Genomic DNA, 22734 nt, shown 5'->3' with positions numbered 1-22734 from the left:
GATAGGTACAAAAGAGAACGTCAAGAATAGACAGAGAAGAAAAGAAATGAAAGAAAATAGGTGTCGGGATGAATAAAAAATAAGCGGTAAAAACTTTTATGCGGTAAAAGCGTTAGCGCCGATGAGCCAGTGACCTGACCCACTTGTCACCCAAGCTTTGTACACCCTGAACCAGAATCACCAATATAATTAGAGTCGCGACCATCACTTCATTATTAAATCGTTGATAACCATAACGAATAGCCAAATCACCCAGCCCGCCGCCGCCGATAACCCCCGCCATTGATGAGAACCCCACCAGCATGACGACGGTTAAAGTTATCCCCGCCAATAAAGCGGGCAGTGCTTCCGGCAACAACACTTTTTGGATCACATGCCGCGCCGATCCCCCCATGGATAAAATGGCCTCAATTCGCCCTTTATCAACTTCATCTAATGCCGCTTCAACCACTCGAGCAAAAAACGGAATTGCCCCAAGAGTGATGGGCACAATAGCGGCAGTACTGCCCAGTGTCGTCCCGATAATCCACCGGGTAATGGGAATTAATGCAATGAGTAGCACCACAAAGGGCATTGAACGCCCTAAATTCACGATGGCCCCGATCAAGGTATTTAGCCGCGGCGCAGGTAGTACCCCATTAGGGCGTGAAACAAATAATAATACGCCCAAAGGCAAACCAATCAGCACGGTGAAAAAGGTGGCAATCACCACCATATATAGGGTCTCGCCGGTAGCATTAGCGACCAATGCCAGCAGGTCCTGCCAACTCATGCGGTTGTTCATAGCAACTCGGCCCTCACACCACGCTCATTAAGAAATTGTAAGACTTCAGCCAAATTCAACCCGCCATCTGGGTGGCTGAAATCAACCTGCAAACGGCCAACCCGTTGACCGCCAATCGATTCCACTCCGCCGCCGAGTAGAGTGACGCCCACCGCATGTCGGTGCGCCAATTCACTGAGTGCTGGAGAGGCCGCTAACGTATCAAAGAAAGTCAGTTCCGCCACCGGCGTACCGGATAAAGAAGCCGGGCCACGGGCTGGCAGTAATAAACGCCCTAAACGGGAGTGAGGAGAAGCCAGTAAATCCGCAATAGCGCCGGTTTCGGCCACTCGCCCACCTTCGAGTAACGCCGCGTTATCACAGATAGATTTCACCACATCCAACTCATGGGTAATCAACACGATGGTTAACCCCAACTGGCGGTTAATATCACTGAGCAGTGCCAATATCGAGGCAGTAGTTTCTGGGTCCAGTGCACTGGTGGCCTCGTCAGATAACAGATATGAGGGCTTAGCCGCCAGCGCCCTGGCAATACCGACGCGCTGCTTTTGCCCACCGGATAACTGAGAGGGAAAAGCATGCGCTTTGTCACTCAACCCCACTAAATCTAATAATTCTGCGACACGTTTTTGCCGCTGCGATTTCGGCATACCAATAATTTCCAAACCCACAGCAATGTTGTCCCAGACATTACGTGAATGAAGTAAATGGAAATTCTGGAAAATCATGCCGATATTCTGCCGCTGTAACCGTAATTCACGGTCAGAAAGTGTGGTTAACTCGCGGCCATCGACCTGAATACGGCCCGAAGTGGGCCGCTCCAGTAAGTTAAGACAGCGGATTAAAGTACTTTTACCGGCCCCGCTGCGGCCAATAATCCCGAACACCGAGCCAGTCGGGATCTCAAGCGAGACCTCCTCCAGAGCCACCATCGGCAGCCCTCCTTGCGGATAGGTTTTACTCAGGCGTTCGATGCTGATCATGATTTAATACCTGCCACTGGGATAACCGAACCGGCATATTTTTCAGTGATAAACTTCGCCACTTCTGGCGATTGTAAATCTTTCGCCAGTTGTTTGATGCGCGGGTCGGCTGCCAATGCTGGCGTGGTGACCAAAATATTGGCGTAAGGGTTACCGGCCGCTTTCTCCAGCCCCAATGCATCTTTAGCCGGACTTAACCCAGCCTCCAGGGCATAGTTGCCATTAATCACAGCCAAATCAACATCATCCAATGAACGTGGGATCTGCGGTGATTCAATCTCCAAGATTTTTAGGTGCTTTGGATTGCTGGCAATATCTTTAGGTGTTGCCTGGTTTTTGGCTGGATCAGTAAAGCCCGGCTGCAAGGTAATCAGCCCCTGATCTTGCAATAAATAGAGCGCACGACTGAGGTTAGTGACGTTGTTTGGCACCGCCACCGTGCCATTCTCCGGCACATCTGCAAAGGTTTTGTGTTTATGGGAATAGACGCCGAGTGGCTCAATATGCACCGTGGCGGCAACAGCGAATTTCTGCCCCAGTGCCTGCTCTTGTGAGTGCAAATAAGGAACATGCTGGAAATAGTTGGCGTCCACATCACCATGAGCTAACAACTCATTGGAGTTCACGCCATTTGGGATCTCAATGATTTTCAGATTTAACGACGGGTCCAGTTTCTGTACAAATTGCAGAATTTCCGCATGGGGAACCGGATCTGCGGCTACCCGCAAGGCTTCAGCGGCCTGCGCTGATAAGGTAAAAGTTGATGTCAGTGCTGTCAGTAATGCCGCACGAATCCAGCCAGAAACAGGTTTCTTAGTCATAATCATCATCCCAAAATAAGTTTTTATCATTAATAACACCCACGCCATTGAGTAAGTTTCAAGAGCCAAAGGTTTCTGGATAGTAACGCTCTGCAACATCCGGATGAGAACGCAAGCGCCCTTTGAGATAATTAAGCCCGACGTCACGAAACAGCGGATTATGCGGATCACTGGCTGGCCCCCGAGCCTCCAGCGCCAAAGATTCAGGCAGTTGATACAATGGCACCACTGCATCCAGGCGCGCGCCGAGGAAAAAGGCGATAGACAGACGGTCAGCCCCTGGCGGTGGGGTTTCCACACGATGTACTGTGGCGCGTAAATATCCATTACTGGCCAGTTCAAGCAATTCACCAATATTGACGACAAAGGTGCCGTCTTGTGGAACCGCATCAATCCAGCGCCCTTCTTCCACTTCTACCTGCAAACCACGTTGTTGATCTTGCAATAAGAAACTGAGGAAACCTGAATCCTTATGCGCCCCGACCCCCTGCCCACTTTGCGTGGTTTCTCGCCCCGGATAGCGAATAAGCTTGATATGCTCGTTAGGCTTATCGCCATATAACTCATCAAAGGCGTTTTCATCCAAGTTCAATGCCAGAGCAAAAGCGCGCAGCAAGCGCAATGCCATTCCCGTCATTTCCCGCTGCCATTGCAACAGTGCTGGTTTTAGCTCAGGTAGCCCCTCAGGCCACTGATTGGGGCCTTGCAGCCGCGCCCAACTTGGCGTGCCGGGGGTTTGAGGTAATGGCGTTCGCTCAGCACCGATATCAAACTGTTCGCGCCAGTCGGGCTGACCGCGAGTAAGCTCAGAAGCAGCACGGTTATAGCCGCGAAAATGCGGGGAGCGCACCATGGCGACCGCCAGTTTTTCTTCATCTGGCAGAGCAAAGAATTCACGTGACAAAGTTTGGATCTGTTTTAGTAGCGCGGGGTCAATTCCATGTCCGGTAAGATAGAAAAAACCGATATCTCGGGCGGCATGGCGTAAAGCGCTCAAGAATGTCTGACGTTCAGTGTCACTGCCATTAAGCAATGAAAGGTCCAATAAAGGTAATGTATTGGCAGATACTGTATTAACGGCAGATTGATTACTAAATGATTGATGGCTTAACTGTTGGTGGCTCATTTTTCACTCCAGAATGTTCAATTGGCTGCTTTTTTTGCTCATAACCAATGAAAACTGGACAACCATACAAACGAATAATCAGCATAATCAGCTCCTGAGCTGTAGGGGATGAAAACATTTTTAAGAGCGTTCTCGACTAGATATTTAACAATCTATATCCAAACGATATAAACAATTAACACCGAAATTTCTCAGCACACCAATATCAATCCGTTCTATGTTATTTCTTTCATTTTTATCAGAGTGGTCTGTAGCCAATAGATTTCGGGTTGGCGCGGCAACTGAATGATCAATATAGCGGGGGTTGATTTAAGCTGAGTTCGCACTAGCCCATAAAATAAGTCTTAACGAGTTGAGATAACTCAATGAGTTGGTGACGTGATGGCGCGCCGAAAGCCTGTTTCTGGAGAAATGAAAAGGATTTCATTGTTCTGTCTTATTTGCCGACTAATCTGCTTAACTTCCCTATTTGGGTAGAAAGTATTAGGTTAGCTGTTGATAGCCGTTATTCCAGTGGGGAATATTCTGATGCTCAGCACCAGCACTGTTAAGTTTCACTTCATTCGATTTACCAACCAGGAGGTGGCTTAATGGATTTGGCCCTATTTGACCTTGATGAAACGCTAATAAGCGATGACAGTTCTGGCCTATGGCTGCGCTGGTTAGTTGATGAGGGACTGGCTCCCATCGAGCTGGCAGAACAAGAACAATATTTAATGAAGCAGTATTACCAAGGTAACCTGTCGATGTCCTGTTATATGGAGTCGACTTTGTCACCTCTGGTCGGTAAACATCAGTCTGAAGTGGCGGGTTGGGTGGCGCGTTTTATTGAGCGCGATATTTTGCCTCGCGTTTATCCACAAGCCAGAAAGCTACTAACCTGGCACCGAGAACGTGGCGATTATATCGTCATTATTTCAGCCACTGGCGAGCATTTGGTCACCCCGATTGCACAGTATTTCTCTGCCAATGCGGCGTTATCGATTGGCGTCGAGCTGGAAAACAATCGCTATACCGGCAAAACATACGGCACCCTGACTTATCGCGAAGGTAAAGTCGAGCGGTTGAAACAGTGGCTGGCGGAGTCACCCCAGTTAGATTTCCATCGAACTTATGGTTACAGTGACTCCATCAATGACAAGCCGCTACTGGAATATGTCGACCGCGCCGCAGTCATCAATCCGGGCACCGAATTGGTAGATTTGGCAATTTTACATGACTGGGATATCCATCATTGGCAACGGCGTTAAATAAAGAGGATTTGATATGCTGACGGTCTGGGGTCGAAATAACTCGACCAATGTCAAAAAAGTGCTGTGGTGTCTGGAAGAGTTGAGTCTCCGCTATGAGCGAATTGATGTCGGTGGTCAGTATGGCAAGCTTAATGAGCCGCTTTATCGTACATTGAATCCAAATGGCCTGATCCCTTGCCTACAAGATGACGATTTTATTTTGTGGGAATCGAACACTATTGTGCGCTATTTGGCGGCGCAATATGGCGAAGAGACTCTTTATCTACCTGATGCGCGGCAACGAGCAAGTGCTGAAAAATGGATGGATTGGGCTTCGTCCAGTGTCGTAGAGCCCTTTAAAGCGGTATTTATTGGGCTAGTACGCACCGCGCCAGAACAGCAAGACAAAGTGAAGATCGCTCAAGGTATTGAGCAACTGAATAAATTGATGACAATTGCGGATACGGCCCTCGACAAGCAAGCCTATCTTTCTGGTGATCAATTCGGTATCGGTGATATTCCGTTAGGCTGTCTGGCTTACGCCTGGTTTAACCTGCAGATTGAGCGCCCGGAATTACCGCACTTACAGCGTTGGTATCAACAGCTGGCGCAGAGACCGGCATTCCAGAAAGTGATAGATATTGGCCTGAGCTGATGAAGCCACAGGGGTCAGCAAATATCGCTAACCCCTGCGACAGCAAATCGCCGCAAATTGGCAGTCAATGACTCGGGTGAGTGAGTGCCGCTAGCACCCCTGCAATGCCAAGGACAAAATCCATTCCCCGAAGTCATTGGTGCCGCAGGTAGGCAGCCAGCGAACTCATCCCGACGAGCTGACTCAAGTCAGTGACTCGGGTGAGTAAGCGCCGCTAACACCCCTGCGACGCCAAGGACAAAGGGGAATTAGAAATCGTAGCTCGCCCCAACCATATAACGACGCCCATCCAGAACCTTATCGTTAACTTCAATATCCACACGTTTATCCAGCACGTTGTAGACGCCGCCCATGAGACGGAACTCTTTTGTCAGTTGGTAGTTGGCCCCGACATCAACAAAAGTATAAGACGGGGTTTGAGTGCCCATGCTGGTACGATCGAGATATTCCGAGGTTTTACCGCGGTAGTTAGCCCGAATCCAGGTGGCTAATTCTTCACTCGCTTGCCAGTTCAGTGTGCCGTTCAGCATATGTTTTGGCATCTGATTCAGTGGCTGACCAGAGAACTGCCCGCTCTTCTGCTCAGATTGAGTAAAGGTATAGTTGGACGTCAGTGACCACTCTTTATTGATATCCCAACCAAAGGTGGCTTCCACGCCGCGCGTCATGGCTTTGTCCACGTTGGTACGGTCACTAATAAATTTATAGCTGGTGCCATTGATCATGCACTGACCGGATGCATTGCCTGAGGGCTTGCCGCTTGCATCAACGTCAGTACAGCGGCGCACCTCGGTAATTTTATCTTTAAAATCAGTATTAAATAGCGTGACTCCGGCATTCATACCTTCCTGATCATCCCAGAGAATGCCAATTTCCTGGCTAAGGCTTCTTTCTGGTTTCAGGTTAGCATTACCAATAATGATCGCCGGATCACCACGGCCACCACCGGTGAGTTGCCCCCAGTTTTCGGTAGCCTGACGCAAATCTGGTGAACGATAACCGCCAGATACCCCACCCTTTAATGTCCATTGCTCTGCCAGATGCCAGACCCCATATAAACGCGGTGTCCAGTGAGTACCATAGTTTTCATCCTGATCCATGCGGATACCGCCGGTCAGTGCGAAATCATTGGTCATCTGCCATTCATCTTCAGCAAACAGTGCCCAGCTCCAGCGCGTCAATTTAGTCAAATCACTGGCTGACACTAATTGGTTGCCTTCATCATATAATTCTTCGTAACGATATTGGCCGCCAAGAATTAATGTGTGGCTATCGAACAGGAATGAAGTTTGGCTATTAAAGATATTATCGACACTTTTCATTTCCCGCGATGGGTTGCGGGTTTCATCACGCTGAACATAGCTGGTTGAATTACCAAAATCATAATAACCGTGATGGGTAACCGCGTAATTATTGCGGTCATATTGCACATCACTGCTTTTGCCATTTAATGCCACTGAACGCCCAGCGGTTGAATTTCTGTCTTGCACATAATGGCCAATATCAAAATCAAATTCGTTCTTGTCATCTGGGGTCAGCGTAAATGTCGCTGCACCATTTCTTAAGCGCTGCTCATTATAGCCATCGACAATTTTATCTTCACTACGATGAGAAAGCAGACCGCTGACTTTTAATCCCAGTAAACCGTCAATTAATGGGCCAGAGGCATAAGCGTTGGTTTGATAAATATCGCCAGATTTGGCATCTTCTTGCAAAGTCGCATCAGCACGCACGGTGCCGTGCCACTCTTTGCCCACTTTACGGGTAATGACGTTAATCACCCCGCCCATGGCGTCGGAGCCATAAAGTGAGGACATCGGGCCGCGAACTACTTCAATGCGCTCAATGGCGGCCAGTGGTGGCAGCCAGCCCTGCTCAATACCCGAGCCATCGCTGTTTGGCCGCGTGCCACGGGTATCCACTCGTTTGCCATCGACCAGAATCAGCGTGTATTTCGCGGCCATACCACGAATACTGATATCACTGTGGCTACCGCCGCCAGTCACCACCACGCCCGGGACATCTCTTAGCGCATCGGTAATATCACGATAAGCTTTATTTTCAATTTGCTCGCGGGTAACAACAGAAATAGACGCCGCTGAGTCTTGAATACGTTGTTGGAAGCCTGTTGCCGTTACCACCATAGTATCTGTTGTGGTGGTATTGGTTTCAGCGGCATACGCCTGAGATGAGATAATTGTCGCTATTACCAATGCCGCAGCATTAGATTTCCTAAAACTCTTATTGGCCTTCGCCATTATACGTTCTCCATGAGATATAAATTTACTCAGAGCCTTTCCATCAGGTTCTTTTTGCCTGTAGCGATACCGCCTGACGGGCAGGTGATAAATATTATTTTTATAAACATCGGCAATAGCTCACCAAAGCAGAAATAGCGCTTCCAACGACTCCTGCTTAATAGATAATTTTTATTTTATAAAATCGGTTACTTCTCAAATATATGCCTTACATCACAGTGCTGGTGCACCGCGTGAAATAAGGCATAAAAAAATGACTTATTTATATTGTGGGCTCTGTGACCAACCCATCAATTAATACTTGTGGTGTTCCTTGTGAACAGCGCTCAATACGCCCTTTCACACCATATACTCTGGCCAGACTTTGCGGCGTAATAACATCCTCGGGTAAACCATCAGCAATCAAGGTGCCGTTTTGCAGCATCAGCACATGGTCGCCATGACGTAAGGCAATATTGATGTCATGAACCACAACCACGGTAATAATATTGCGTTTACGGGTTTCTTTACCTACCAAATCCATCACATGGAACTGATAATTAAGATCCAGCGCGCTGAGTGGCTCATCAAGTAATAACAGTGACGGCTGGCGAATAAGAGATTGCGCCAACCCCACCAATTGCTTCTGACCGCCAGAAAGTTGATCCAGATAACTGAGTGCCAGGTGAGCAATACCTAGCTGTTCCAGTAAGGCCATCACTTCTGCTTCACTGCTGGCATTACTGCGCCCGCCAGAGGCACGTTGGGCCACGATAATCGACTCCAACACATGCAGATGCACACCTGCGGGCAGTGATTGCGGCAAATACACCACTTTTTCGGCCCGCTGGGCAAACGGCATCTGCATCAGGTCACTGCCATCCAGCCACAACTGACCTTGGGCACGGTTTAACCCCGTCAAGGAGCGCAGTAAGGTTGACTTACCGCTGCCATTCGGCCCAAGCAATACAGTAATTTTGCCGCGTGGCAGCAAGGGTACCGTCAGGTCTTGAATCACCGGGCGTTTCGGGTAGCCCGCATTAAAACTCTCAATACGTAAGCCTGAAGTCATACATTCCCCCTATGGCGTAAAATAATGCTGAGGAAGAATGGTACGCCCACCAACGAGGTCACGATGCCAACCGGAATGATGACGCCAGGAATCAGGTTTTTCGAGGCAATGGATGCCATCGACAGGACCAGCGCGCCAATCAGGGCACTGGCTGGCAGATAGAAACGGTGGTCTTCACCAAAAATCATGCGCGCAATATGCGGCGCTACCAGACCGATGAAACCAATCGGGCCGACGAATGCCACTGCCAACGCCGATAATATGCTGATACGCAGCAATGTTCCCAAGCGTAAGCGGCGAACATCAATACCAAAACTGATGGCGCGGTCTTCGCCTAAGCGCAATGCGGTCAGTTTCCATGAACTCATCATCGACAATGGCAGCATCAAAGCAAACACCGCTAGCATGATGCCAAGTTTGCTCCATGAAGCACGCGCCAGACTGCCCATGGTCCAGAAGACTAAGCCTTGCAGGGTGTCTTCACTGGCAATGAACTGCATCATTGAAACCAGCGCATTGAAGGTAAAGACCAAGGCAATACCGAACAACACCACGCCGGAAGTCGCCACTCGCGTCCAGCGTGTAATTCCGTCGAGCATCAAGGCGGCGAACAGAGCAAAAATAAAGGCATTAACTGAGATAAACCACTGGTCAGGCACCCCAGGAATACCAATCCCCGAGACAATCGCCAACGCCGCACCAAATGCCGCCGCTGAGGAAACCCCCAGGGTAAAGGGGCTAGCCAGTGGGTTATTCAGGATGGTTTGCATTTCAGCCCCGGCCAGCCCGAGCGATAAACCAATCACCACCGCCATCAAGGCATAGGGTAAACGAATATCCCAAACAATAACCCGGGTACCCGCATTAGCGCTGGCCGGATCAATGAATGTCTGCCACAGCGACGACAATGTTAGGCCCGATGGCCCCATCGTGAAATCCAACAACAAGCAGCCGACAATCGCCAACACCAAAATACCCATAATTAGCAGGCGGTGACGTACAATATTCTTATAACGCCCCATGACGCTGACATCAGTTTGCTGCTGCGTGTTGGTCATGGGTTCTGTAGATACACTCATTTATGTCTGTTACCTGCCACGGGCCATTATTGGTTTTAGGGGATGTCGCCAGAACGGTCTTCAGGCTCACCAACCCCAATGCCCTTTACACTTCCTTATCAGATGGCGCTAACAATAAAACAAACGATAATACTTATCAATAAGATTGCTATAACTGATTTAATCTAATTGTTTGTAAATGCTTCTTTTATAATATTATTTAATCAATAGGGTTAATTTTACCCACGTTCTGATAGGGGGAATGAGGTGAAGTTAGCGAAAATATTTGCGGAAGATGGAGCAGATAACCCTCAAATTATGGATGTAAAAAAGGGCGATAATGTTATCGCCCTTCTCTTATTGCATCCTGAGGTTAGTCAGAGATCAGCACCGGTTTTTTCGGTTCCTGCTCATCATGACTATCATCGCGCCATTTAGGGAATTCCATATCTTTGTATTTGATTACCCGAGTACCACGGGTCAGCTTATAGCCAAACCAAATGATCAGGAACAATGGAATACCGATATAGGTGGCGGTGACGCCATACCAATCAATGCGATCTTGCAGGAATGCCTGATAGTTCTGACCCAAAGTAATGGTCAAACACAGCACAAAGGCGAAAATCGGCCCTAATGGGAAGAAGCCTGATTGATAAGGTAAGTCATTCAAATCACGGCCCTGCATCATATAACCGCGACGGAAACGGTAATGACTGATGGCAATCCCCAACCAGGCAATAAAGCCCGTCATCCCTGAAGTATTAAGCAACCACAGATAGACAGTTTGATTACCAAACATCGAGCTCAAGAAGCACAAACCAGCCACTACCGTCGTGGCATAGAGCGCATTACGCGGTACACCGCCACTAGAAAGCTTGGCGAAAATACGTGGTGCTTTACCTTCTGAAGCCAGCGTAAACAGCATGCGGGTTGAAGCATACATGCCTGAGTTACCGGCGGATAATACTGCCGTCAGGATAACTGCATTCATCACCGCAGCTGCCGACAGCAGACCCGCATTCTGGAACACCAAGGTGAACGGGCTGACACTGATATCTTTAACATCATTACGTAACAGACTTGGGTCAGTGTACGGAATGATCAAACTGATAATAAGGATCGCGAAGATATAGAACAGCAAAATACGCCAGAACACCTTGCGCACCGCGCGTGGAATGTTCTTGCCCGGATCTTTTGATTCGCCCGCAGCAATACCGATAAGCTCAGTCCCCTGGAAAGAGAAACCGACAATCATTGCCACACCAATCATCGCGGAGAAACCACCCGCAAAAGGTGCATCACCAATAGTCCAGTTGTGCCAGCCGGCACTTTCGCCGCCCTTCATGATGCCGCTGATCATCATTACGCCCACAATGATGAAGATAATCACTGTGGTCACTTTAATCAGTGAGAACCAGTATTCCGCTTCACCAAAGCCTTTTACTGATATCCAATTCAGTAAAAACATCAAGCCGAGGAACAGCGCACTCCAGATCCAGCCTGGGGTGTCCGGGAACCAGTAATTCATCACTAACTGTGCAGCAACCAAGTCAACGGCGATAGTGACCGCCCAGTTGTACCAGTAGTTCCAGCCGAGGGCGAAGCCGAAGCCTTCCTCAACATATTTTGAGCCGTAAGTCGAGAATGAACCGGATACCGGCATGAATGCCGCCAGTTCACCGAGGCTGGTCATCAAGAAATAAACCATCAGGCCAATCAATGCATAGGAGAGCAATGCTCCACCTGGGCCTGCCTGTGATACCGTCGCCCCTGAGGCCACAAATAGACCGGTACCAATTGAACCACCGATAGCGATCATGGCTAGATGCCGTGATTTAAGCTCTCGGCGTAAGCGCTGTGCACCCTGCTGCGCTGGGATTTTAGTATGTTGCTGAGTCATTCTTACCCTAATCCGCCCTTAAAAATGAGGCGGGATTGTAACAAATCCCACCGGCTCTGTTAGTAACAATGCGCTGATATAAGATACCTTCATGATCCCAGCCCAATTATTAGCAAAAGCTTAATTGTCAGAAGAAGCTCATACCAACAGGGTATTCAAGCCAAAATCGCCCTTTTAGCTGGTGTAAAACACTCAAAACCCTCCGCACCATGCTGCTAATACACTGGTATGAAAACCACCGCGTTCAAGTCTCTTCCTGACAATAACTAAGAAAACGTTGTAAAGCATTGGAGATGTGTTTTTGCCGATGATGAATCAGGTATAGCGTGCGGAAAAGTGGCGGCAAAGGGATATTAAGCGCGATCAATTCACCACTGGCGAGTTGATCGGCAATAACCTGACGCGATAAGCAACTGATTCCCATGCCGTAACGCACTGCCCGCTTAATGGCCTCTGAGTTGCCCAGTTCCATAACTAACTTAAAATGGGGCAATTTTGCCAACAATAAATGGTCGAGCACTTCGCGGGTACCTGAACCTCGCTCTCTGAGGATCCAAGCGGCGTCAGCTAGCTCATCCAGAGTCAGCATTTTATGACATAGTGGATTATCAGGGGCCGCAAACACCACCAGCTCATCACGTTGCCAGGCCTGAGTCATTAGCTCCGGCATATGGCATGGCCCTTCAATCAACCCCAAGTCTCCGCGAAAATCAGCTACCGCCTCAATGACATCCTGGGTATTACCAATATTCAGTTCCAGCGGCGTGCCAGGAAAATCACGCCGATACTTGGCAATCATGCCCGGCAACATATAGTTGCCAATAGTGCTACTGGCCGCGATGCGTAATGCACCTAAATCCTGTAAGAAAAGTTGTTCTATTTCAATCGACTGATCGAGTAACGCACGCGCTTTGGGGTAAAGCAGACGCCCATGCTCATTGGTCACTAAACGCTTACCGACCCTATCAAAAAGTTGCACCCCTAATTGCCCTTCCAAATCCGCCAAGGCAGCACTGACTGCCGATTGTGAAAGCGCCAGCACAACCGATGCCTGGGTGGTGGAGCCGCTCTTTAACACCTCAGTAAAGACTTCAAGTTGACGTAAGGTTATGTGCATAACGGTCTCTGTAGTAAAAAATGGAGGACGCTATCATCACTCTGTTCGTCAGTTGCCAGATGAGAGGAGCTAATGTCTACCCAAAGTAATTGCTGACGAAAGGATTATATAGCCTCAATTACCGTATAAGACTAACACCTTTGAGTAAAATCGGGAGGTTATCAGGGATCAAATTAAGCAGCGAAAATACTATTTATTATCCTCTGGACGAAAGAATAACCGATAAACTATTGCCACAATCGTGCTGACAACTACGTTTAAAATCAACCACATAATCAGCAGATAGCTAAAAGTATGTGATAATGGGATGCCGCGCTCGGTCTTGAATGGATTAAAATGCGGCAGCGACGCTATATGGAAAGGATTCAAGTTATATAATTTGAAAAAATAAGCGACTAAATAAGGTGGAATCAATAAATAAATAAGTGGTGCAATCACCAATATCGCCCAAAGCGACTTTTCTGGTTTTATCTTCTTCATATTAAAACCTTATATCGCTGATTAAATATTACAACTGTAACGTCGTTGCTTGCTCTCCCCACTACACCCGCCAGCCATCTGCAGGTTGTTCCGATGCTTTAGTCCTATTAATACGAGTATTAGTTCATTGAACTGCTCGCACTATCGGCATATTGTTTTCGTGGTGTGATAAATCATTGTATATATTCATTATAAATATTATTTATTAGCTTAGAAATTAGAATATCGCCAATGACCCCTCACATATTAAATAGATGGATTCATTTAACTTATTGAGGCGTACTTATGAATAATCCTATTAAATATCTACTGTTTTTCTTAACTATTTCAGCTATTTCTTGGTCGGCGAATGCTTGCTTACTTGCTGGATTAAGTGAAGACGAATGCATAACGGCCTGTCTGCAACCAGAAATAGAGGACTATAACGCTTGTATGCTAGGAACACCTAATCCACATGATCAGTCCTCCCCTACTGCCACAGGGCAAACTGACCAACCCACTTCGCCATAAATGAATTATCAGGCATGCTCTCCTGCGTATGCCTGCATTATCAATAACTGAAACCACTCATTTTGTGATGCCTCCAAGCACCTTTACCACTTATATCGATTGATTATAAATATATAATGAATTTATCTATTATGCTAAAAATCAGTAAACTGTGCGCAATCTTTACAGGACACAGGAGATAACATGGCGACTTCTCATACTAAAGGACTCTCCCAACCACAGCAGTTTACTCTGACCCGCTATATCCCGGGTTTAGTATTAACCGGTGTGCTTACTGGGGTAGCACTTAAAGTGGGTGATATGCCGTGGTTTATCGATATGGGGCTAGGGGCTCTGACTCTGGCTATTCTATTCGGCATTGTGGTGGGCAATACCTTGTACCCATGGGTGCAGCCAGTCTGTGCTGACGGGGTGGTGCTTGCTAAGCAACATTTGTTGCGATTAGGGATTATTTTATATGGTTTCCGGCTGACTTTTCAGCAAGTGGCTGATGTCGGGGCCACCGGGATGATTATCGACCTGTTAACCTTAAGTTCGACCTTCATACTGGCGTGCTGGCTGGGTAAACGGGTATTTGGTCTGGACCAGCAAACCGTGATGCTGATTGGTGCCGGTAGCAGTATTTGTGGCGCTGCGGCAATCATGGCGACAGAGCCGGTGCTGAAAGCCGATGCCAGCAAAGTTGCGGTAGCGGTGGCAACCGTGGTGATTTTTGGGACGTTAGCCATTTTTGTTTATCCATGGCTGTACCAGTTGAATCTGCATTATCAATGGCTGCCATTTAGTCAGGAAACCTTTGGTATTTTTGCCGGTTCAACCATTCATGAAGTGGCACAGGTCGTGGCGGCGGGCCATGCGATGGGGCCTGATGCTGAAAATGCAGCGGTTATCACCAAAATGATCCGCGTCATGATGCTGGCCCCGTTCTTGCTGTTACTTTCCGCTTATTTGGGCCGTAGCAGCATGAAGACCCATGGGGAAAAACGTGAGAAAAGTGCCATCACCATTCCGTGGTTTGCGGTGATATTTATTCTGATGGCCGGTTTCAACTCACTCAACCTGCTGCCCGCAGCTTGGGTTAACCATCTGATTGTATTGGATACTATTTTACTGGCGATGGCGATGGCAGCTCTGGGGTTAACTACCCACGTTGGCTCTATTCGCCAGGCGGGGATAAAACCGCTGTTACTGGCTTTAATGCTGTTTGCCTGGTTGCTGATCGGGGGTACCGGCATCAACTTACTGGTTCAGCATATTGCCGCGTAAATCGATATAGGAAGAATTTATTCGCTATTTAATTAGTGCAGAAGAAGGGGCATATCAGCTGTCTCTTGAGCAGTTCTCAGTTCAAGAGACAGCATCAGCATGACCCCTAATGGCATCCACAAATTTGGAGCGGATCATAACCAAGGGGCTTAGGTATAAGAAACCGCAATACCAACCCTGAAAATAACCGAAAAGTATGCTTTCAGTTGAATTCTGTGGCTATATCAATAAATCAGAATCTATAGCCAACACCCAACATCCATGTGCCAACTTTAATATCACTCAATTTGGTATGTTCATATGAGGCATCAATGGCAATATTTGGGAGCGGATTGAATTGTACCCCAACGCCATAGGCCATAGCGGTCTTACTCTCGCTGACAGATTCATCAAATACAGATAGGCTGACCTTACCTCGCGCGGCCCCTATTAATCCATATGTACTAACATATTCATTAAAACGATAAGATGGGCCCGCAGTGAATGAGTAATAATCAAAATCACCAGAGCCAACATCGCCATAGCCATCAGATAAATTATATCCTTGATGGGTATGAGTAAATGAACCTATTAGCCCGAGAGCATTATTAATTTCATAACGATATTTAAAGTTAAAACCTTTAGGATCTTTATTTAAGCTATTACCCGCTGCACTTATATTATTTTGAGCATAACCAATAGAAACGGTATTTTCATTAGCAGCATATACATTGACTGACATGATTGATAAACAAGCTATCAAAGACGTAGCTAATAAAGTCTTTTTCATAAAAATCGTCCAATCCGTTATAACAAAAAAAGAATGATAAAAACCAATCAGTTATCATGGTCATAAATATTATATCAAAAGATTTTCTCTCAGAAAAAGTGCAAAATATCTCTGGTAAACAATAGACACAAAAAGAATTACCCAAACGTGATCCGCATTTTATTTATGTTTTTCACCATTCAATCGATCCCCTATTAATGCCATAATGCAGGGGAAAATAAAGGAGAATGGAATGAAATTTGTCGGTGCACATGTTAGCGCAGCGGGTGGTGTCGATCAGGCGGTGATTCGGGCGCACCAACTTGAGGCCACGGCCTTTGCCCTGTTTACCAAAAATCAACGTCAATGGCGCGCCGCGCCGTTAGCGGAAGATGTTATTGAAAAATTTAAGCAGGCTTGTGAGCAATATGGTTACACCTCAGCTCAAATCCTGCCGCACGACAGTTATTTGATTAATCTCGGTCATCCAGTCACAGAGGCACTGGAAAAATCCCGTGAAGCTTTTATCGATGAGATGGTTCGTTGCCAGCAACTGGGGCTGTCGTTACTGAATTTCCATCCCGGCAGCCATTTACTGCAAATTGATGAAGATAAGTGTCTGGCGCGTATTGCAGAATCGATCAATATCGCGCTGGACGCCAGTGAGGGCGTGACCGCGGTGATTGAGAATACTGCTGGTCAGGGCAGCAACCTCGGCTTCAAGTTTGAACATCTGGCTGCCATTATTGACGACGTAGAAGATAAAAGCCGCGTGGGAGTTTGCATTGATACCTGCCATGCTTTCGCTGCCGGTTATGATTTACGCACCGAAGCAGATTGTGAACATACTTTCAATCAGCTTGGTGAAATCGTCGGCTTCCAATATCTGCGCGGTATGCATCTTAATGATGCCAAAAGTGAATTTAACAGCCGTGTCGACCGCCACCACAGCTTGGGTGAGGGGAATATCGGCAAAACGGTGTTTAGCTATATTATGCGCGATCCGCGCTTTGATAATATTCCGCTGATTCTGGAAACAGTGAACCCGGATATCTGGGCCGAAGAGATAGCTTGGTTGAAATCACAGGCGGAAATTTAAGCAAAAAAATGCCCGCCAGCTAACCTGACGGGCATTTTGCTATGGTTTATCCCTCTTAATGACACACTCCACTGAGCATATACAGCCCGACGTCGCCTTTTTTCGCGTTCGCAAGCTGGTAATCCACCTTGCACTGTTGGCTGGCATCCTTGCCCCACTGCACCAACAACTGCCCAGTTTCCGGCAAGCCAGCCAGATAGGCTTTCCCGCCTTCGTCGACAATCGCCGCATTGGCCGGTTGATTGACCAAACTGGCCATCGCACCAAACGGAATAATCTCGCCATTAGCCCGTTTGATGGTCATCAGCGCCCGCGCCCCGATTTGTGGGCTAAAGCTGGCGCGAACAATCGCCCCTTCGGTCGGCAGCACCTTGGCATCGGTTTTTGTCACCTCCGCGTCCGGCGGTAAATCGGTAGTTTCCAGCAAAATATCATGCTCTTCATAAGGGAAAATACCCGACACAATGCTGTAACCGCGAAAATCCGTTTTCAGCCGGTGATCTTCACTGGTGGACACTCCGCTCACCCCCGGCACTTCAACCAGTGCGGCGGTGCCATTGATTTGCGGCCCCAATGTCAGCCCGTGCCGATGGAGAATCGCCCCACCAGACACATTGGCACTGATCTGGCGCATCGTCGGGGTATAGTAATAATCCCCGCCAATATCGCCGTAGTTACCCTGCCAATCCAGGCCCAATGAACCGCTGTTTCCACCGGAGTGAAATTGAGCATAACGTTCTGTTTGGCGTACGTTCCAGCTCAGCCGATTATCAAAAGCATGACCATACAGACTCAATTCATGGTCTTTACTCTCACCAGATGACGTCATGCGGTAAGCCGCATAAGTGTTGCGCTCGCGCCCCAGCGGCATACTGACCGACAAACTTAACAGGCGCTCCTGATTACCGCGATATTGATTTTGCGTCCAATCCAGTGAGCAATATAAATTGCCGATATTGAAGCTGTACTGAACGCCCCACGAACTGCTCACCGGAGCATCACGGTAATTCTGTCGTGACCAATTGAGGTTCAGATAACCAAACTGACCTAAGGGTTGCCCCACCACCACGCGAGTTTGGTGGCGCAGCGGGCTTGAGTACAACCCGCTATCACCATGGCGCCGATAACTCTGCAACACATCAGATAAGCTATGGAAATCTGCGGTGCTGTATTGGCTATTGACCAATGAAAATGAAGTATCCGATGCTTGCAACGTCTTGTTATAGCGCACTTCCCATGCTTGCCCTTTCACCGGCTGCTGCTGACGATATTCACTGCAGGCTTGGGTAATACTGGATGACAACGCACCATAATCCCCCAGCATCACCCCCATCCCAGCCGTGGTGGCCTGATAGTGCGGCGACCATTGCCCACCAACAAAGGCGGTCAGATTCCACGGCAAACCATAGGCCAGGGTGGCCTGCGCAATGGGCGTGGTTTCCACATCCACATTAGCGGGGCGATAGCGCCCTGCCATCAGGTTGTAGCGCAAACGCCCCTTGCGCAGCGCGATAGCCGGTACAGTATAAGGCACGATAAACTGCTGCGTTGCGCCGTTACTTTCCAACACCGTCACATGCAAATCACCGTCTGAGTGACTTGGTAGCATGTCAGTTAACTCAAATGGCCCCGGTGACACCACGGTGCTGTAAATCAGATAGCCATTTTGCCGCACTTCCACTCGTGCCTGAGAGCGGGCAATGCCGCGCACTACAGGCATAAAATCGCGCTGGTTACTCGGTAACATATTGGCGTCATCACCCAGCATCACTCCACTGAATGGTACGCTGTCAAAAAAATCACCGGGGGTATAGCTTTCCCCCAAAGTGATCCGGCTTTTTAAGCGGTATAACCCGCGTGTGGCATAGATATAGCTGCTTTGCCACTTGCCGCCGGTATCACCGGATTGGCTCCAACTGGTGGCATTACGAATACGCCATGCCCCAATATTCAAACCGGGATACAGCTGAATATAGTGTGAGCGCTGCTGCTGGCCATTTTGGCGATAAGTTGTTTCACTGCTATTGGCCATATAATTGAGCAGAAAAGCCGTAATACCGTCATCCCAGCGCTCGATTGGGATTTCATCCTTGGGCCGCAATGCCACTTGTGGAATATTCAGCACCAGTTGCATATGATAAAAGTCAAACTCTTCACTGGCCTGTGGAATAGCCGCCAAATTAACACACTGGCCAGCTTGTTCACCCTGCTGGGTATTTTTTGCTGGCGACAATAATTCCGGGTAATTATCCACATCCACACCATAGCGGGATAATTGCTCTTTAGTTAAACAAGATTGTAGTGCATATTCTCCGCTGGATAGCTTTACCGAATGGAACGCCACCTCGGTGGAATCCACCTTTTCGCCGCCCAAGATAATATCTACCAGATAAGTACCCGGTAATTGCCCACCTTGTTCAAATAAAGAAAGTTCTGCTTTATCTTTAGCCGTATTATCAGCCAATAATGTCGGGTCAAAAGTATAATGGTTGGCCCAAGCTGGGGACACCAAACCTATTGCCAGCAAAGCGATAATTTTAACCACCGATTTATTTAAAGAACAAAACATCACCATACACCATAAACATGCAGGGGAAATATCAGGAAACAGTCATCAACCTAAACCCTGGCTTTAACCTAAACCTTGGCTTTAAATATCTTACTCACCCCACCCAAGTCATCAATGATCTGCCAATTAACTTCAGATGGCGTCCCTGCCATGTCAACCGGCAACGCATAACTTCTTTCACCAAAGGGGGCAACATAGGTATTTTCGCCAGCAGAAGATAAATTGATATTTTTGTCACCCAAATGAATAAATTTAAAACTAATGTAAAAAGGTGTCGGGTTATTAACCTGCAACAGCCCCCCTTTACGATGCCATATTAATTCTCCGGCAACTTCCTCCGGTTTTTGTTTGAGTTGGTCGGGTCTAACCAATAATTTCATACAGGTACTGACAGACAATCGAATATCCAGATTAACATCTTGGGCTTGGGTAGTTCTATTTTTGTCGTGTTGACGATTATCCCACACATCCCCTTCTTTCGGTGGTACCCCGGTCAGACATAACCATTGTAAGCTCTCGCGATCCTGCGGGAAGTTACCACCGGTACGAATAACGCGCACTCTGCCCTGCATCCCACCATCAAGACGGAATAACGGTGGCGTCACCACAAACGGGGCTAGCGAATGCTTATCTTCTCCCTTAACCTGTGTTTGCACTAATATCGGATAATCTTGTGGGTTCATCACCGACAATGAAATCCCTTTAACTGAAGATAACGGGTAGATAGTTCGTGTTTGACCCACTTTCACTGAAAATTTATGTTGAATGGCATTAATATTAGTCTCTTTAGCATAAACAAAAGGCAGATATATTAATGATGAAAGTATTAGAAAAATAACTTTTTTAATATTTATTTTCATTTTATTCCTCATTAGAAAAATCCCCATAAAGAAAACAATCCCCCCAAGGAGGGGGTTAAAGCTGAAAAAAACATAGAGAATATGACGATAATAAATCGCCATATTCTCTACTTAATTCCTAATTACAGAAACTCTTCAACTCGACCAGTAAAATGATATACCCCAGCTTTAACCTTAGTACCTGTAACTATGTAAAGGATCGCCTTTTCTTCCTGGCTACCACTACCATTGATATAGTAGTAGCCACCAGACTGTTGGGGTGCCCAAGTCCAACTACTCGTAGAACTTAATTTGACAGTGTCACCTTGGTCGTTATACATAACACTGCCTCTTGATGAACCAGTTGGAATAAAGCGCCAACCTGAATGCTCCGCTGAATCTGATACTTTTAGCACAAATGCAGGCGTAACTTCTTCCTGTACACCTGAGATTATTTCGTTCGGAGAGGGCGCAAATTCAACTTTTGCTGCTCCGCCTTGTCTTACCTCCTTGTCAGCTGATACGTCTTGGCTGTAGATGGTGGTCTCAGATGCATGTGCCATATTCGTCATACCACCAAAAGCCATCATGAATACAGCAATTGCTAAATGTTTTTTCGCAAATTTTTTCATAAGTTAAAACAACCTCATTATTCGTTAAATAACGATGAAATGGAAATGATGATTTCGATAACAGCACCTTTTATGTAGAGAGATAAGTGTCCGCTCGTCAAAAATGATGCAATCACCGACGTGGCATATACTGGCAAAATTTTTTTGATGATTTAAATTATTAATAATTTATTAATCGTTAATAAAAACTGGCCAATAAAAAAGCAGGCTATCCCATTGGGATAGCCTGCTTTTTTACTTGATGAGCCATAGTTAATTAAACGAATATTTTTATTGCAATAACATTATGCACTCACACTGAGATAAGAAGCATGAGTATGTTCACCTTGCAAACCTAATAATAGCGAGGACAAATGAATAGTTTCACCGTTTATTTCAATAAACCCGCGCTCGCCATTAAAGAAACTGACAATATTCTTTTTCTGATTATCAACTTCATAAATACAAACCGATAACACTGAACCTAATGACTTGAGTGACCCTTTGGGCTGACCATTAGCTGCTGATTGATATGAGTGCAGCGGGAAGAAAATATATCCCCCCCCCGGTTTCCGTAGGCTAATACCGGACATCTCTTCTGACAGGATTAAATGCGAATCCTTATCAATAATATAGTGTAAAATGTCAAATTTTAGTCCGCTCACCTTAATATCAATATGCTCGGTATTGCTGCCATACTTCATTTCGGAGTAATAACATAAGTGTTTGTAACTATAGATTAATAATAAAGTAATAATGGAGAAAATAGATATGATAACCACAGATTTTATTTTCATTGCCATTGACACTCCACATGATTGCAAACGATAACTGAACCAAAGTTATCTTTAAATATCACCCCATTCTTGACTTTGGGTAATGTTGCAGCGCTATTATCCAGCGCCGGTGGCACATTGGTGATAATAGTGCTGTGAGTATCGCTATCAGTAAAAGAGATAATATCCTCTTCACCGCTGATAAAAAGCGCCATAATCACAATAATGGCAATAGCCATAAAATAGTAAGTGTAGTTATGGGGGAATCTTTGCCCGCCATGCACTTTAGTCGATTGCAGGGGTTGTTCCTGCTCTGCACTATTCTCTACCGGGGTCTCTTGACGTATTTCTGCTGTATTGATTTGTTGCTCATACACCGCACTATTAATGGCCAATTCAAGACTATCTTGCTGGAAACTGTAACCCACACTTTTATGGGTTTTAATCACCTCTTTTTGGGTGGCCTTGCGTAATGCATCGCGAATATGCTTTATCGCCACCGGTAATGAAACTGGGGATACCACCCGATCAGGCCAGCAGGTACTGAGCAAATCATCGCGGGGAATCACTTCACCACCATGTAAATAGAGATGTTCCAACAGCAGCACTTCATTTTTTGATAAAGCATGTGTTTCATTATTAATGACAAGCACATTTTTTAATTTATCTAAAATAATAGGGCTACTCACCCTTGCCTCCTTTTAATTTAAAAGTCGTTGAGTGATTAAAGACATAAGGGAAAATAGTAACGGGCCGGTATTTTATAGAGGCAACTTAACCCTGGCAAGCATAAATTTAACTACATTATTATCCGTTAATAATGGCATTAAGCATGCATAACAATATGATTT

Annotated in this window: 21 protein-coding genes; 5 read left to right on the top strand and 16 right to left on the bottom strand. The window is 46.7% G+C overall.

Annotated features, from left to right (window positions below; translation table 11 throughout):
- Window positions 1-112: 112 nt before the first annotated feature.
- From FTA96_RS15505 to FTA96_RS15490, 4 genes are read right to left on the bottom strand one after another with little or no spacing between them, the layout of a single operon-like run.
- Window positions 113-784: a methionine ABC transporter permease gene (locus FTA96_RS15505; RefSeq protein ID WP_050106238.1), complete on the bottom strand. Its 672-nt coding sequence runs from the start codon at window positions 782-784 to the stop codon at window positions 113-115.
- Window positions 781-1767: a methionine ABC transporter ATP-binding protein gene (locus FTA96_RS15500; protein WP_050106237.1), complete on the bottom strand. Its 987-nt coding sequence runs from the start codon at window positions 1765-1767 to the stop codon at window positions 781-783. Before FTA96_RS15500 ends, FTA96_RS15505 begins: the two co-directional genes overlap by 4 nt.
- Window positions 1764-2588 carry a MetQ/NlpA family ABC transporter substrate-binding protein gene (locus FTA96_RS15495; RefSeq protein WP_050106358.1) on the bottom strand — a complete coding sequence of 275 codons (825 nt, stop codon included), beginning with the start codon at window positions 2586-2588 and terminating at the stop codon, window positions 1764-1766. The genes FTA96_RS15500 and FTA96_RS15495 overlap by 4 nt, the downstream gene beginning before the upstream one ends.
- A gap of 58 nt (window positions 2589-2646) precedes the next feature.
- The gene (locus FTA96_RS15490) at window positions 2647-3714 is read right to left on the bottom strand and encodes an isopenicillin N synthase family dioxygenase (RefSeq protein ID WP_050145400.1); all 1068 of its coding nucleotides are present in this window, start codon (window positions 3712-3714) and stop codon (window positions 2647-2649) included.
- Between the two features lie 590 nt (window positions 3715-4304).
- Between FTA96_RS15490 and FTA96_RS15485 the strand changes: the two genes are divergently transcribed.
- Together FTA96_RS15485 and FTA96_RS15480 are read left to right on the top strand one after the other, a co-directional pair.
- Window positions 4305-4964 carry an HAD family hydrolase gene (locus FTA96_RS15485; RefSeq protein WP_050120913.1) on the top strand — a complete coding sequence of 220 codons (660 nt, stop codon included), beginning with the start codon at window positions 4305-4307 and terminating at the stop codon, window positions 4962-4964.
- A gap of 16 nt (window positions 4965-4980) precedes the next feature.
- The gene (locus tag FTA96_RS15480) at window positions 4981-5601 is read left to right on the top strand and encodes a glutathione S-transferase (protein WP_050151043.1); all 621 of its coding nucleotides are present in this window, start codon (window positions 4981-4983) and stop codon (window positions 5599-5601) included.
- A 248-nt stretch (window positions 5602-5849) separates the two neighbouring features.
- Here FTA96_RS15480 and FTA96_RS15475 read toward each other — a convergent pair whose 3' ends face one another.
- The 6 genes from FTA96_RS15475 to FTA96_RS15450 form a co-directional block, all read right to left on the bottom strand.
- Entirely contained in the window at window positions 5850-7859 is a 2010-nt protein-coding gene (locus FTA96_RS15475) for a ligand-gated channel protein (protein ID WP_050151042.1), read from the bottom strand.
- Window positions 7860-8121: 262 nt separating this feature from the next.
- Entirely contained in the window at window positions 8122-8910 is a 789-nt protein-coding gene (locus tag FTA96_RS15470) for an ABC transporter ATP-binding protein (protein ID WP_145533221.1), read from the bottom strand.
- Window positions 8907-9989 carry a FecCD family ABC transporter permease gene (locus tag FTA96_RS15465; RefSeq protein WP_050106227.1) on the bottom strand — a complete coding sequence of 361 codons (1083 nt, stop codon included), beginning with the start codon at window positions 9987-9989 and terminating at the stop codon, window positions 8907-8909. The genes FTA96_RS15470 and FTA96_RS15465 overlap by 4 nt, the downstream gene beginning before the upstream one ends.
- Before the next feature lie 352 nt (window positions 9990-10341).
- The gene (locus FTA96_RS15460) at window positions 10342-11868 is read right to left on the bottom strand and encodes an amino acid permease (RefSeq protein ID WP_050106226.1); all 1527 of its coding nucleotides are present in this window, start codon (window positions 11866-11868) and stop codon (window positions 10342-10344) included.
- A gap of 244 nt (window positions 11869-12112) precedes the next feature.
- On the bottom strand, window positions 12113-12985 hold the full coding sequence (gene yieE, locus FTA96_RS15455) for a DNA-binding transcriptional regulator YeiE (RefSeq protein ID WP_050106224.1): 873 nt from the start codon (window positions 12983-12985) through the stop codon (window positions 12113-12115).
- A 189-nt stretch (window positions 12986-13174) separates the two neighbouring features.
- Window positions 13175-13465: a hypothetical protein gene (locus FTA96_RS15450; protein WP_050106222.1), complete on the bottom strand. Its 291-nt coding sequence runs from the start codon at window positions 13463-13465 to the stop codon at window positions 13175-13177.
- Between the two features lie 285 nt (window positions 13466-13750).
- On the opposite strand from FTA96_RS15450, the gene FTA96_RS15445 reads away from it, so the two are divergent.
- Window positions 13751-13975 (top strand): hypothetical protein, encoded by a 225-nt coding sequence (locus FTA96_RS15445; RefSeq protein ID WP_134958004.1) that lies wholly within the window; start codon window positions 13751-13753, stop codon window positions 13973-13975.
- 183 nt (window positions 13976-14158) lie between these two features.
- Entirely contained in the window at window positions 14159-15241 is a 1083-nt protein-coding gene (locus FTA96_RS15440) for a YeiH family protein (RefSeq protein ID WP_050120908.1), read from the top strand.
- A gap of 232 nt (window positions 15242-15473) precedes the next feature.
- On the opposite strand, the gene FTA96_RS15435 is transcribed toward FTA96_RS15440, so the two are convergent.
- Window positions 15474-16010, bottom strand: a complete 537-nt coding sequence (locus FTA96_RS15435) for an Ail/Lom family outer membrane beta-barrel protein (RefSeq protein WP_050151098.1) — start codon at window positions 16008-16010, stop codon at window positions 15474-15476.
- A 232-nt stretch (window positions 16011-16242) separates the two neighbouring features.
- Here FTA96_RS15435 and nfo point away from each other — a divergent pair, with 232 nt between their 5' ends.
- On the top strand, window positions 16243-17088 hold the full coding sequence (nfo, locus tag FTA96_RS15430) for a deoxyribonuclease IV (protein WP_050145403.1): 846 nt from the start codon (window positions 16243-16245) through the stop codon (window positions 17086-17088).
- Between the two features lie 55 nt (window positions 17089-17143).
- Here nfo and myfC read toward each other — a convergent pair whose 3' ends face one another.
- The 5 genes from myfC to FTA96_RS15405 all read right to left on the bottom strand — a co-directional run bounded on the left by myfC (window position 17144) and on the right by FTA96_RS15405 (window position 22572).
- Window positions 17144-19606, bottom strand: coding sequence for a fimbrial polyadhesin usher MyfC (gene myfC, locus FTA96_RS15425; RefSeq protein WP_186372887.1), 2463 nt, complete (start codon window positions 19604-19606; stop codon window positions 17144-17146).
- A gap of 119 nt (window positions 19607-19725) precedes the next feature.
- Window positions 19726-20517, bottom strand: coding sequence for a fimbria/pilus periplasmic chaperone (locus FTA96_RS15420; RefSeq protein ID WP_145538831.1), 792 nt, complete (start codon window positions 20515-20517; stop codon window positions 19726-19728).
- Between the two features lie 122 nt (window positions 20518-20639).
- Window positions 20640-21128, bottom strand: coding sequence for a MyfA/PsaA family fimbrial adhesin (locus FTA96_RS15415; RefSeq protein WP_145538832.1), 489 nt, complete (start codon window positions 21126-21128; stop codon window positions 20640-20642).
- Window positions 21129-21412: 284 nt separating this feature from the next.
- Complete coding sequence (myfF, locus tag FTA96_RS15410) at window positions 21413-21904, bottom strand: fimbrial polyadhesin regulatory protein MyfF (protein ID WP_145538834.1); 492 nt, start codon at window positions 21902-21904, stop codon at window positions 21413-21415.
- Window positions 21901-22572, bottom strand: coding sequence for a winged helix-turn-helix domain-containing protein (locus FTA96_RS15405; protein WP_145507157.1), 672 nt, complete (start codon window positions 22570-22572; stop codon window positions 21901-21903). Before FTA96_RS15405 ends, myfF begins: the two co-directional genes overlap by 4 nt.
- Between the last annotated feature and the right edge of the window lie 162 nt (window positions 22573-22734).

The sequence above is a fragment of the Yersinia alsatica genome, from assembly GCF_902170305.1.
Taxonomy (GTDB): Bacteria; Pseudomonadota; Gammaproteobacteria; order Enterobacterales; family Enterobacteriaceae; genus Yersinia; species Yersinia alsatica.
This window is presented reverse-complemented; position numbering and strand designations above follow the sequence as displayed.